The organism is Candidatus Termitispirillum reticulitermitis (assembly GCF_054655775.1).
This window is the reverse complement of record NZ_BAAIHG010000040.1, coordinates 1-12,001: the sequence shown is the minus strand read 5'-3', so window position 1 is coordinate 12,001 and position 12,001 is coordinate 1. Positions and strand designations below refer to the sequence as shown.

Below are 12,001 nucleotides of genomic sequence, written 5' to 3'. Positions count from 1 at the left end.
CGTGTGAGCTGTTGTTAGAGGAAGAGGGGTTAGTTGTTAATAAGGAGAGTTTGCGTAGGTGGTTATCGCGAGAACCCGTTAGGCGCAGACCTCGTTATAGGAGTCTTCGTTTGCGTAAAGAATCATTCGGGGAGATGGTGCAACTAGATGGCTCTTTTGGTAGGTGGTTTGGTGGGGAGAAGTCTTGTATAATAAATATGATAGATGATGCGACTTCTATAGTTAACGCACACTTTGACACAGAAGAAACCATAGCTTCAGCGTGTATAGCATTATGGACTTGGTGTGAGAAGTATGGCATACCTAAAATTATCTATACAGACTTTAGGAATGCTTATCTTGATAAAGAGACAGGCGGACTATCAAGAGGAATGTTCGGACAGATGTGTGAAAGGCTAGGCATTTTAGTCATCGGAGCTAGCAAACCACAATCAAAGGGTAGAGTTGAGCGTTCCAACAGGACACTCAAAGATAGGCTTATCCATTGGTTAGCACTCAATGAGATAAAATCACTACAAGCAGCAAATACAGCATTACCAGACTACCTTGAACTTCATAACAGAAAGCTATCTATACCCAAAGAAACAGTGCCTGACGCCCACCGCCAACTACCAGCTAAAGCGCAACTTAAAGACTACTGATATCTGGAAAGTTCGGCTAAACTGCGTAATGACTGGACTATACAAAAAAACGGACACTTCTTTCAAATACCCTCCAAGTCCGTTCACGCCCCTAGAGTTAACAAAGTCCTCGTCCGCGAATTCATTGATAAATCATTCTCTATATTCTACAACGGAAAACAGCATACCTTTAACACCTAAATAGGGGCATTTTAACTGTGGCATTACAGTATTTTTTAATTTTTGCTTTATATCCACAACTCTGTTATACTACCTTGTTAAAATACTATTGGAGGTATGTGGTGTTAAAAAATCTAGCCTGTGTGTTGTTGGTTGCTCTGTCGGTGTTTGCTCTTACGTCTTGCGGTGGCGGCAAAAAGGATAGCAAAGAGCTTTACATTTATAACTGGTCGGAGTATATGCCCGATACCATTGTTAAGCAGTTTGAGCAGGAGACTGGTATCAAGGTGATTTATTCCACCTATGACAGCAACGAGCTGATGTACTCAAAGCTGAAACTACAAAAAGGCAAGGGTTATGACATAGTCGTGCCCTCATCATACTATGTATCTAAGATGGCAAAAGAAGGGCTACTGCATGAGATAGACCATTCCAAGCTGTCTAACTTGAAAAATATGCTACAGGGCGTTATGAATCAACCTTATGACAAAGGCAACCGCTACTCAATCCCGTATCTGTGGGGTGCTACCATAATAGGCTATAATGCTAAGGTAATCAAGCGTGAGATTACATCTTGGGATGATTTGTGGTTGCCAGAGTTCAAGGGCAAGGTTATGTTGCCTAACGATGTGCGGGAAGTATTCCAGATGGCACTTATAACATTGGGTGCTAATCCGAACTCTACTAATAGAGCTGACCTTGAAAGGGCGTTTGTTAAACTGCAAAAGCTATTGCCTAGTGTGCGTGTATTTAACAGCGATTCGCAGAAACAGCCGTTTATCAACAATGAAGTGACGATTGGGCTTATATGGACGGGGGAGCTTGACAATGCTATAAAGATAAACCGCGATATTCGCGCCGTGTTCCCGAAAGACGGGGCTATTTTGTGGGTAGATTGCGTATCAATACCCAAAGGTGCAGAAAACATTGAAAATGCTTATAAATTTATAGATTTCTTAATGCGTCCAGAGGTAGCTAAGGTTGTGGCTGAGGAGTTTTCATACTCAACGCCTAATAAGGCGGCTCTGGAGCTGATGTCGCCTGAGGTTAGGGGCAATAGGCTGATGAACCCCACAGAGGTTGATTTAAGGGCTGCTTCGTATCAAGACGACATAGGCGAAGCGGTGATTATGTATGAAGAATATTGGGAACGACTAAAAACTGGCAAATAGAGCTAGATTTGCAGGAGTTATTGTATGCTGGTTGTTGAGGTTATATTAGCTGCGATTGTGTGTTATTTAGCGGGAGCTATCCCCACTGCGTATCTGCTGGTGAAGTGGGTCAAGGGGATAGATGTTCGCGGTGTGGGCAGTGGCAATGTTGGTGCGACTAATGCTGGCAGGGCGTTGGGGCAGTGGGCGTTTGCGCTGGTGTTGGTGTTGGATGCGCTGAAAGGGTTCATACCTATCTATATTGTGCGTGTATGGCTTGAGCTACCGCTTGATGGGGTGCTTGTCTGTGCGACTTGTACGTTCTTGGGGCACATGTATCCAGTCTATCTAAAGTTCACTGGTGGCAAGGGGGTAGCGACTGGGTTGGGGGTGTTTTTTGCGCTTGCCCCAGTGCAGATAGGACTAGCGGCGTTGGTGTTTATATTTGTAGTGGCTGTTACTAAGATGATTTCTGCTGGTTCGTGTATAGCGGCGTTTGTGCTTGGGGCAGCGGTGACCTTATCAAGCGAGTTTTCGGGTGTGTTCACGCTGTTCACGTGGGCTGTTGCGCTGGTGATAGTGTATAGGCATAGGGGGAATATTAAGCGCATAATGGACGGCAATGAGAATAAGATTAGCTTCGGTAACAGCAAAAGCAAAAAGAATAGTAAGTAGCCGCGAGTGAACAACGTGAACGTCATTGTTTGTATGAATTTATGGGTGGTTTAAGTCGCTTTAGCGGGTATGCGTCTGTATTTGCCGCGCTGCTAGCGTGGGGTGGCTTTTCGCTGTATTGGGCGATGTTATACTATATGCCTGTGCTTATGGTAGCGGCGTTGCGTATAGTGTGGTCGTGGGTGTTTATCGTGCTGGTCATCACGGTGCAGCGGGGTTGGTCTAATGTGTGGGCGTTGATAAGAAATCGCCGTGTTATGGGCTGGTTTTTGTTATCTGCGTTACTTATCAACTTCAACTGGAGTATGGGCATAGTAGCGATGGGCACGGGGCATATAGTTGAGTCTAGTATGGGGCAGTATATCAATCCGCTTATAAGCACCGCGCTTGGGGCGTTCTTTTTTGGCGAGAATATGCGTTTGTTTCAGAAAGGAGCATTAGTTTTAACTATTATAGGCGTGGCGTATATGATAGTGGGTTATGGCGATGTGCCGTATTTTGCGATATTACCGTCTCTTGCGTTCGGGCTATATGGGACAATTCACAAGGTAATCAAGGCAAACATTATGGACGGGATGTTTGTGGAGACCTCTCTGATGGTAATCCCCGCATATCTATTCTTTTTGTGGCAGTCGGGGGTATCGGGGTATTCGTATATGGGCGATAGCGGATTGCATAAGCTACTAATCTTTTCAATGGGACCGGTCACTATGTTGCCACTTATGGGGTTTATCTATGGGGTGAAGCGACTACCGCTGACAACTGTGGGAATATTGCAGTATATATCGCCAACGTTGGCGTTTTTAATAGGCTATTATCATTTTCACGAGCCGTTAAGCTCTGGCATGCCAGTTGCGCTGGGGTTTATATGGGTAGGGGTGGTGGTGTATATGGTGGACGCTGTAGCACATTTGAATATAATCAGCTCAAGGATTAAACGATAACAAAACAACACCCCCTTACATTGCCTTACTTTCGCGAAACCGCTTAACGCAACCCCTCTCTTTGCCACTCTGTATAGTCAAATGGCTCATATTCCATTACCTCCGTTGGCGATGGGGTTCAGTATGCTTGGATAGTCCATACCTGCATATAACACATGGGCAATATTGACTATCTTGTTAATATTGTTCACTTTATAAAATATCAGATAGTTTTCAACAACGGCTTGACGGTAAGTTCTTACTCTTTGGCAAACAGGGAACATCAGCGGATAGTCGCAGGTTTAGTGATACGTAGCTTGTACGCCATACTTATTTATAAGTTCATTAAAGACCTCTTCCCCATCGTATACGTCACCACGAGCTATTGCAAGGTCACTAATATCAAGCGTTCTCTTAACATATTCCCAGTATGCATCTTCTGCCAGTTTTTTCAAATCAGCGTCAGCATTATTTTCTATGGCTGCGGTAGCTCTCTTAACGTATTCTATATGTGCCTGCTTTTCTAGCTCCCGTAGCTCAGCATAAGGATTTCCGTCCACGTCCATAACAGCAACGTCACGTTTTGCGTCTGCTACTACTTCTTCATACATATAACACCCCCTTACATTGCCTTACTTTCGCGAAACCGCTTAACGTCTGCATAGAAGTCGTCTAGCGGAACGTCCTTGTATAGCCCTCTTTGCCATTCTGTATAGTCAAATGGCTCACGTAAAATCAGCGATATGAAACGTTCCGCCTCAACCATACCTAGCTCCTTTGTCAGAGCATCCATCCCCTTGCATTTCAAGATTGTATCAGTCATACTCCAATATCCCCCTTAAAAAATCTATTGGATTCACCACAGCTATGCTATGAACAAATATACGTTTATCATGAGCGTTCCCCCGCTCATCATAGCACACCTGTCTGCCAGTTGCAACAGCAAAGCCCTCCCCGTCAGGGGAGGGCTTTTATTGCTATCCGTATGTTATACGGACATTGTCAGTTACATTACGCTAGCTACTAGAACGATGCGTCAAGTGCCAGATAGATTTGTAATGAATCTGGGCTTTGCTTGCCGTACGAACCAACAACAGCGTCAGTTGGGTAAATATCAGTGAACTTAGCATAAGCAGCACCGAAAGTAGTTGATACACCCTTAGCGAATGCATACTTAGCAGTGAAGTCAACTTCTATTATGCTAGAATCTTCATCTATAGCATAGCCATATCTGTTAAGGCTGTAGCCACCATAGCTGACGAAACCATTGGCAAGGTCAGAGTTCACATTCACTTGTTCCAAGTAGTCGCCGTTAGTAGCCTTGCCATCTACGTTAGACATGTAGTATGCGCCAGTCAAGCCAAGTGTCAGCTTATCAACAGGTGAGAATGTTATATATGGATATATAGCAGTCATACCAGCAACACCCATACCATCAACTATACCATTATCAACTATAATGGTTTTGTTCCAGTCGCCACCAAAGAAGAAACCTTCTTTATTGTCCTTGTCATAGCCGCCGTAAGCTACTGTAACGCCAGCCTTGAAAGAAGACGTTGCATAAGCTACATCAACCAAGCCACCAAATAGGGTGTAAGAATCAATACCCGCTTCCTTAGTGTCAATTTGAGTGCCTGTAAAGATACCCTTAAATTGAACGCCTTCCTTAGGTAGGTATTCAACAGCTACATAACCGCCAAGAGTTTCTACATTGTCCTTTAATGTCGTATCAGCTGCATTAATACGATAGGTAGCGAGCATAGGGTACACGCCTAAATCGCCACTCTTGATATTAGCACCTAAAACGTATAGATTTGCATCACCGGTTTCAGTGTTTAAAGTATGCTTGTCATTGCTCTTTTCTATTTGCCAAGCGAAATAGGGCTTAACAGTGCCTAGGTCAACGTCAGCGCGAACTAACCCGCCACCGCCTGCTTCACTGTTAATGCCACCCCACCAGCCACCGCCGAATTCACGGTGATATGCCCAGCCTTCATTAGCAGCACCGACAGTCAGCTTCAATGCAGCAATAGGTTTCACTTCAATCCAAGAACGGTCAACTGCGAAACCAGGTTCACTAGCAGTACCACCAGTTGGAGTCGCACCAGCAGTAGTACCATCCAAGTCGCCTCTGTATAGGCGTAGACGATAGCCAACTAGAACCTTTTCATCTAGGGTTACGCGTCCGCCGATACGAGCCAGCTGATAGATACCAGAATAGTTGCTATCAGTGTCCTCCAAGAACTTAAAACCGTCGTGGCTGACGCCTTTCAGATTAAACTGACCAAACCAAGTCCAGTCAGCAGCCAATGCGCCAGTAGCTGTAAAAGCCACTAGAGCCAAAGCTAATAAAAACTTTTTCATGAAGTCTCCTCCTTATTTTTCGCATTTTGCGATTAAAACTTCACACTACAACGTACCTAATGTATCAATGTATAATAAATACAATTATACGTTTAGCCTTATTCTGACACTACTATGTCCATCTGTCAAGCCTAAATTTACAAAAAACAAAAAATGTTTTAATGGGGCAGATAACTAGTAGTCATATCATATACGTGGACTTACTTTTATACCACAATTCCTCCCCTATTGTATTATTGTTTTCACTCTTTAAGCTTTAGTTTATCGCATCTTCGCTTTTATGTGATGAGACGTTTGCCAACAGACGCTTCCTTAGGGTATCTAAATCGCCATTATCAAGAAACGATAAAACCTCTTGAGACAATCGCTGTTGCCCAACTTGCAAGCCCCTTTGCTCTCCTATTTGCAAGCCTCTTTGTTCTCCTATTTCCATCCCTTCTCTATACCAGACCTTCTGTGCTGTCTCCAAATTAAACTCTGTTGTCAACATATTTATTACCTCATTATCCCATATAAACAGGGAGAGATTAAGATGTAGGTGATTGTTTTATTGTTTTCACTCTTAAGCTTTAGTTTATCGCATCTTCGCTTTTATGTGATGAGACGTTTGCCAACAGACGCTTCCTTAGGGTATCTAAATCGCCATTATCAAGAAACGATAAAACCTCTTGGGACAACCGCTGTTGCCCAACTTGCAAGCCCCTTTGTTCTCCTATTTGCAAGCCTCTCTGTTCTCCTATCTGCAAGCCCCTTTGTTCTCCTATTTCCATCCCCTCTCTATACCAGACCTTCTGTGCCGTCTCCAAATTAAACTCTGTTGTCAACATATTTATTACCTCCTTAGAGTTCTCTACTAAAAACTCCCTCAATATATTATTCTCCACACATTCCTTTATCGCCGCTCTCATCGCCACTACCACTGCCGCCTTGTCCCTATAATCCACACCCTTAATATGCCTCTTGGCTGTCTCCACAAACCCCGCATATTCCCCCAACGTCCTGCTACTACCTAATATCGCTTTATTATACCCATTATTCACATTCAATACCCTAACGCTTAACTCTAAAAAACCTTGCCTGTCACTATCTACCCTTAATGCTGCCTTACTAAACATATCTGATAGCTTCATCGTCTTCTCATCAGGCATACTATCATTACCATTATATAACACTATAAACTCCGGACGAGGAACTGTCAACATCGTAGTCCTATACAACATCTCATTGTCTATCATCTTCTCATACACACGCGAAATATACTCCAAAAACCTCAACGGCATATTATGGTTAATAGTTGATTGATGTTCCACTAACACAACTAACTTGTCTTTCCCTATAACAAAAGATAAATCATTGCGCCTATTCATAAACAAAATATTCTCTAATGTGTTTATCTCTATATCGTCTGCCGTAACAATATTAGCACCAACTATGGCATTATACAACTCAACAAGCCTGTCCTTATCTGAAAACAGCTTGGTGAATACACTATCCTTATACTCCCTATTGGCATTAGCATCCGACATAAACAAACAATATAATAAAAATAGAAGTTAGTCAAGCTCTATCCCGTATAAACAGGGAAAGATTAAGAAATCTTTAGCCGAGCTATAGCCTGTCTATTGCCTCCCGCATATTCCTAGACGACAGGTGTGCATAGCGTTGCGTCAGTGCCATATCGCTGTGCCCCATAAGCTCTTTTATTGTGTATAGCGGCACCCCCGCCTGCGCCAGCCGTGAGCCGAACGTATGCCGCAAATCGTGAAATCTAAACCTGCCCAGCCCCGCCAACTGACACACCCGCAAAAATGACTTCGTAACATCAGCGTCAAACCCAAACTCCCCATCCAAAATATCTCTTATATGCTCCGATATGGGTATTACCCGCCCCTTGCCACTCTTGGTGATACCGCCGGGCAGATAGATATTGCCGTCCCTGATATGCTCCCGTTTCAACGCTCGCAGCTCCCCCGCCCTCATACCCGTATAGAGCGCAAGCATTACTACCCTATACAGCACAGGTGAACGGCTCTTTTTACATTCTGATAACAGCCTGTCCTGCTCATCATCAGTTAAATATCGCGTAATCTTATTGTCAAACTTGATGTTCGCCACCCTGACCATAGGTGATTTGTCTATAAACGCAAGCTCTATCGCATAGTTAAACACCCTGCGCAGTGTCTTTATATAGTGGTGTTGGGTTTGCAGTGCCATTAGCCTGCCTGTGCCAGCTAGCCGCCTGTGTCTAATATCGGCAACGACAGCGTCTATATCAGCACGGGTAATTTCCCGAATGGGTTTGTCGGTTAGCTGTCCTTTAAGGTATGTCAAGATGTGGGCGACTGCATCGGGGCGTCTATTGCGCGCCTCGTAGTGTGGCTGGAAATGCTTGTCTATAAATGCTGAAAATGATATTGACCGAGGCTGTCTGTATTCTTTTATGGTGCTTAACCGCTTATCTAGCTTGTATTTAGCTTCTATTGCACGTGAGATGGTCAGTGAATTACCACTATACATGTATCGCGTGCCAATGCGGACGTAGTAGGCTCTAGTCTTGCCGTCCTTTGCGCCACAGTTATTGCACAGCTTGTGCCTTAATGAATGATACCTGCCACAAACTGCACACCTGATAAGTACCATATATGCGTGATGTCCACCCTTTAGTCCACTTTTAGCGGATAACTTAAACAAAAAAGACAGGAAAATCAAGAGGAATTTTTAGGGGGAGGACAAGGCTGTTGGGGTAATTTCATAGTTTCTAACTTTAGCCAAGAGCAAACAACGTAAGCATTGCAAATTGAAATGTGGTATAGCCACTCAGCTTTTACAGCTACTGGCGCATTGGCTGCTGATGTTGCCGCTTACGGTGATATTACCGTGAAAGGTATCAGCCGTGCGAATGCAAATTTCTCAGCTGAAAAAGGGTCAGGCGTTGACGCTGACAGGGCTGTGAATTGGGGCGGTTTGTATGAATTTGCACGTATCGGTGCAAAGGTCAACATTGACGACAAGACACTTTACACGTTCCGCATTCGTCTGCAACGTGGGCAACTAGGTAACGGTGCGGCTACTTACGTTTCTAATGCCAATACCACTGGTAATGCTAACACTCGTCAAGGCAACTCTCTTCAAGGGCTTGTTGACACTGCTTGGGTGCAATATAAGTTCACTAATGACCTTGCGGTAACTACTGGTTTTAGCAATCCGCGTGCATACTACAGGACATTCGGTGGCGGTTTCTATGACAATGCTCCTGGCGACACTGCTGGGTCTTTCGGTTTCATTGACGCTGGCTACAAATTAGGCATAGGCGAAGTTTATGTGGCTTACGAAACTGCGTATAATGATGCAAATGGCGACAACAAGTCTAATGCAAATCTGTATGTTTTAGGTGCGGCTATAAAGAATGGTTCTCTGGGTATATACCCTGCTGTAACTTATTTTAATGACCAAAATACTCGGACATATAAAGACGACCCTACAACTATCATCGGTGCGTATGTAGCTGCAGAGTATCTGCCTGCGGCAGGTGTTCAAGCTAAGGGTGCTGTGGCATTTACAACCTTTGACTCTAAAGGCTGGGATGATACTGCTGAAGATTATGTGGCTAAGGATGAAACCGCTGGTTTGTTTGGTGTTTATGCTGATGTGGCTTATGTTACTGACAAATTCACCGCTGGTTTTACTGGTGCTTATGGTAGCTACGACAAGAAAACTGGCAAGGCATTCTGGTTTGGTGGCGACTGGAACAAGGCTGCTATAGCTGATGCTGGTATGATAGACGGCGATGGCATAGGCGGTATGACCGCTCTGTATTTATATGCCGATGTTAAACCTATTGATGCTCTAAAGGTTAGTGTAGTAGGTGCACAATTCATATCTAACGTTGATAAGGATTATGGTCTACAATCAACTACCCAAAGTAAGCGTTTAGGCACTACTCTCAATAGCTATAAATATGTAATAAGCGATAAGTCAAAGATAACTGAGTTTGACATTGTAGCTAAGTATAGCCTGACTAAGGCTACATACCTAGAAGCTGGCGTTGCTTATGCCAAGTATGCTGATATATATACAGACGCTTACGGCGACTATGTAGATTCTATTGGTGGCTCTGATTACGAGCACGATGCTGACGCTACGCAATTGTGGCTGACGCTAGGGTCTTCATTCTAGTCTGTAGCTAATAGCAACGACTAAAGGTTGACTAATAAAAGCCCTCCCCTGACGGGGAGGGCTTTGTGCTAATTCTTATCTGTGTTTGCTTTTTTCCCGTGAATGAATGATGTGACTATTTTTGATTGTTTTGATTATGCTGGTCTTTGATTTGCTGGTTGCTCATTCATAGCCTTTTTAATGTATCCGCCTACATTTTGCCAATAGGAATATATAGCCTCACTGTGGCTATTGCGGGCATTTATAACTCTGTCAACGTTCGCGCGCGTAATATCGCCGTTGAAGTCAAACATCTGACCCAACCCGACGACAAATGCATTAGTGTTAGTGTTTAAGCTCATAACAACCCCCATACATAGATATTGTAACAAGATTCAGCAGAAAAAGCAAGTGTAAGGAGGTAAGCTTCAACTTGTATTTAGCATTAAAAAATGATAAGTTAGAGATAGACAACAAAGGGGGTGTTATATGTATGAAGAAGTAGTAGCAGATGCAAAACGTGACGTTGCGGTTACGGACGTGGAGCTAGACCCAGACGCTGAATTGAAAAGATTAGAGAAAGAGGCGTATTGGGAATACGTTAGGAGAGCACTTGCTGTTGGAGACGCACAGATAGCTAGGGGTGAAGTGGTTGAAGGTTTTGAATTTCTGAGAAACCTCAGAGAAAAGTATAATGTATGAGCTGGTTATATCTGAACCTGCTGAGCAAGATTTAGATAGTATAGTATTATACATATCAACCAAATTCTTTAACCCGCAAGCAGCTACATCTCTAGCCGAACACCCCGTTAATGTTCCCTGTTTGCCAAAGAGCAAGGGCTTATCACAGAGCCGTTGTTGATAATTATCTAGTGTTTTATGGAGTTGAGGAGGCTATTAAACGGGTTACTATTCACCACGTCTTATATGCAGCTATGGACTATCCAAGCATACTGAACCCCATCGCCAACGGAGGTAATGGAATATGAAGGAATCTTTAGAAGAAAAGCAGGAAACTAAGCGCATCCTCGCTGAAGTCAGGGCGATAAAGGCAAGGCTTTCTAAGAAGCTACAAGCTATGACACCAGAGGAAAGAGTTGCCTATTGGGCTGGACAGGACGATAGGATTAGAAAAAATCACCCAGACTGGAAGAGCAATGAAAAAACACAAAAGGCAATATAAGGGGGTGTTATATGTATGAAGAAGTGGTAGCAGATGCAGAACGTGACGTTGCGGTTGTAACAACGCCCCATTGCAATAATACAATGGGGCGTGTTTATAGTGTGTGATATTACTTTTTAGTTAGAGCTTCCTTTAGGCTCCATTAACTTCTTGGCACCATTCACCGCTAGCACTACCGCTAGAACGAATAACAATACCCCGAATATAATCTGTAAGCCGTGGGACTCAAACTTCGCCGTACCAGCTGCAAACCTCTGCACATTGCCATATACAGACATAGCCAGTGCAGTCAACGTAGCAAACAACATAAACGCCGTAGGGATAAATAACATTTTATTATTTCTGCCTACCTTGCCAAGCCATAACGACACACCCAGCAGAGCTAACGCCGCTAACAGCTGATTCGCCGAGCCAAATAGCGGCCAGATATTTTGATAGCCATTCGTAGCTAGCAGAAACCCAAAACCCACCGTTATAGCAGTTGATACATAGTTGTTCACAAGCAACTTGCGTAGCGCAGACGGCTCGCCCTTCGCCTCATCTAGCGTAAAGAACTCCTGAAACATATATCTGCCTAGACGCGTTGCCGTGTCAAGCGAGGTCAGTGCAAATGATGCTATCGCTAGTATCAGCACAGTATACGCCACATCGCGTGGCATGCCTACAGTAGCTACAAAGTTTGCCACCCCGTTTGCAAATATCATAGGTGGCGTGCCCGTTAGCTTAGAGCCGTTCACATACACACCTACA

General features: G+C 43.9%; 16 protein-coding genes. 8 read left to right on the top strand and 8 right to left on the bottom strand.

The features are described 5' to 3' along the window. The 4 genes from AC1MDJ_RS05195 to rarD form a co-directional block, all read left to right on the top strand. The coding region (locus tag AC1MDJ_RS05195) for a transposase family protein (protein ID WP_479689894.1) at positions 1-641 on the top strand (641 nt) is incomplete at its 5' end. 281 nt (positions 642-922) lie between these two features. Continuing rightward, positions 923-1,972 (top strand): ABC transporter substrate-binding protein, encoded by a 1,050-nt coding sequence (locus tag AC1MDJ_RS05190; RefSeq protein WP_479689893.1) that lies wholly within the window; start codon positions 923-925, stop codon positions 1,970-1,972. Positions 1,973-1,996: 24 nt separating this feature from the next. Next, positions 1,997-2,626 (top strand): glycerol-3-phosphate 1-O-acyltransferase PlsY, encoded by a 630-nt coding sequence (gene plsY / locus AC1MDJ_RS05185; protein WP_479689892.1) that lies wholly within the window; start codon positions 1,997-1,999, stop codon positions 2,624-2,626. Positions 2,627-2,667: 41 nt separating this feature from the next. Beyond that, positions 2,668-3,570 (top strand): EamA family transporter RarD, encoded by a 903-nt coding sequence (gene rarD / locus AC1MDJ_RS05180; RefSeq protein ID WP_479689891.1) that lies wholly within the window; start codon positions 2,668-2,670, stop codon positions 3,568-3,570. A gap of 281 nt (positions 3,571-3,851) precedes the next feature. On the opposite strand, the gene AC1MDJ_RS05175 is transcribed toward rarD, so the two are convergent. The 6 genes from AC1MDJ_RS05175 to AC1MDJ_RS05150 all read right to left on the bottom strand — a co-directional run bounded on the left by AC1MDJ_RS05175 (position 3,852) and on the right by AC1MDJ_RS05150 (position 8,604). Continuing rightward, positions 3,852-4,160: a hypothetical protein gene (locus AC1MDJ_RS05175; RefSeq protein ID WP_479689890.1), complete on the bottom strand. Its 309-nt coding sequence runs from the start codon at positions 4,158-4,160 to the stop codon at positions 3,852-3,854. An 11-nt stretch (positions 4,161-4,171) separates the two neighbouring features. Continuing rightward, a complete protein-coding gene (locus AC1MDJ_RS05170; RefSeq protein WP_479689889.1) occupies positions 4,172-4,372 on the bottom strand; it encodes a hypothetical protein in 201 nt (66 codons plus the stop codon). 200 nt (positions 4,373-4,572) lie between these two features. Further along, complete coding sequence (locus tag AC1MDJ_RS05165) at positions 4,573-5,913, bottom strand: hypothetical protein (RefSeq protein WP_479689888.1); 1,341 nt, start codon at positions 5,911-5,913, stop codon at positions 4,573-4,575. Between the two features lie 256 nt (positions 5,914-6,169). Continuing rightward, a complete protein-coding gene (locus tag AC1MDJ_RS05160) occupies positions 6,170-6,403 on the bottom strand; it encodes a hypothetical protein (RefSeq protein ID WP_479689887.1) in 234 nt (77 codons plus the stop codon). Between the two features lie 79 nt (positions 6,404-6,482). Continuing rightward, on the bottom strand, positions 6,483-7,439 hold the full coding sequence (locus AC1MDJ_RS05155; protein WP_479689886.1) for an Rpn family recombination-promoting nuclease/putative transposase: 957 nt from the start codon (positions 7,437-7,439) through the stop codon (positions 6,483-6,485). 82 nt (positions 7,440-7,521) lie between these two features. Further along, the gene (locus AC1MDJ_RS05150) at positions 7,522-8,604 is read right to left on the bottom strand and encodes a tyrosine-type recombinase/integrase (protein ID WP_479689885.1); all 1,083 of its coding nucleotides are present in this window, start codon (positions 8,602-8,604) and stop codon (positions 7,522-7,524) included. A gap of 111 nt (positions 8,605-8,715) precedes the next feature. Between AC1MDJ_RS05150 and AC1MDJ_RS05145 the strand changes: the two genes are divergently transcribed. Beyond that, entirely contained in the window at positions 8,716-10,089 is a 1,374-nt protein-coding gene (locus AC1MDJ_RS05145; protein ID WP_479689884.1) for a hypothetical protein, read from the top strand. Positions 10,090-10,223: 134 nt separating this feature from the next. Here the strand turns inward: AC1MDJ_RS05145 and AC1MDJ_RS05140 are convergent, their stop codons facing one another. Continuing rightward, entirely contained in the window at positions 10,224-10,430 is a 207-nt protein-coding gene (locus AC1MDJ_RS05140) for a hypothetical protein (RefSeq protein WP_479689883.1), read from the bottom strand. Positions 10,431-10,557: 127 nt separating this feature from the next. Between AC1MDJ_RS05140 and AC1MDJ_RS05135 the strand changes: the two genes are divergently transcribed. The 3 genes from AC1MDJ_RS05135 (at position 10,558) to AC1MDJ_RS05125 (ending at position 11,251) form a co-directional block, all read left to right on the top strand. Next, complete coding sequence (locus AC1MDJ_RS05135) at positions 10,558-10,770, top strand: hypothetical protein (RefSeq protein WP_479689882.1); 213 nt, start codon at positions 10,558-10,560, stop codon at positions 10,768-10,770. A gap of 110 nt (positions 10,771-10,880) precedes the next feature. After that, the gene (locus tag AC1MDJ_RS05130) at positions 10,881-11,057 is read left to right on the top strand and encodes a hypothetical protein (protein WP_479689881.1); all 177 of its coding nucleotides are present in this window, start codon (positions 10,881-10,883) and stop codon (positions 11,055-11,057) included. Further along, complete coding sequence (locus AC1MDJ_RS05125) at positions 11,054-11,251, top strand: hypothetical protein (protein WP_479689880.1); 198 nt, start codon at positions 11,054-11,056, stop codon at positions 11,249-11,251. The genes AC1MDJ_RS05130 and AC1MDJ_RS05125 overlap by 4 nt, the downstream gene beginning before the upstream one ends. Before the next feature lie 116 nt (positions 11,252-11,367). On the opposite strand, the gene AC1MDJ_RS05120 is transcribed toward AC1MDJ_RS05125, so the two are convergent. Next, positions 11,368-12,001: carbon starvation CstA family protein (locus AC1MDJ_RS05120; RefSeq protein ID WP_479689879.1), on the bottom strand; the 634-nt coding region annotated here is incomplete at its 5' end.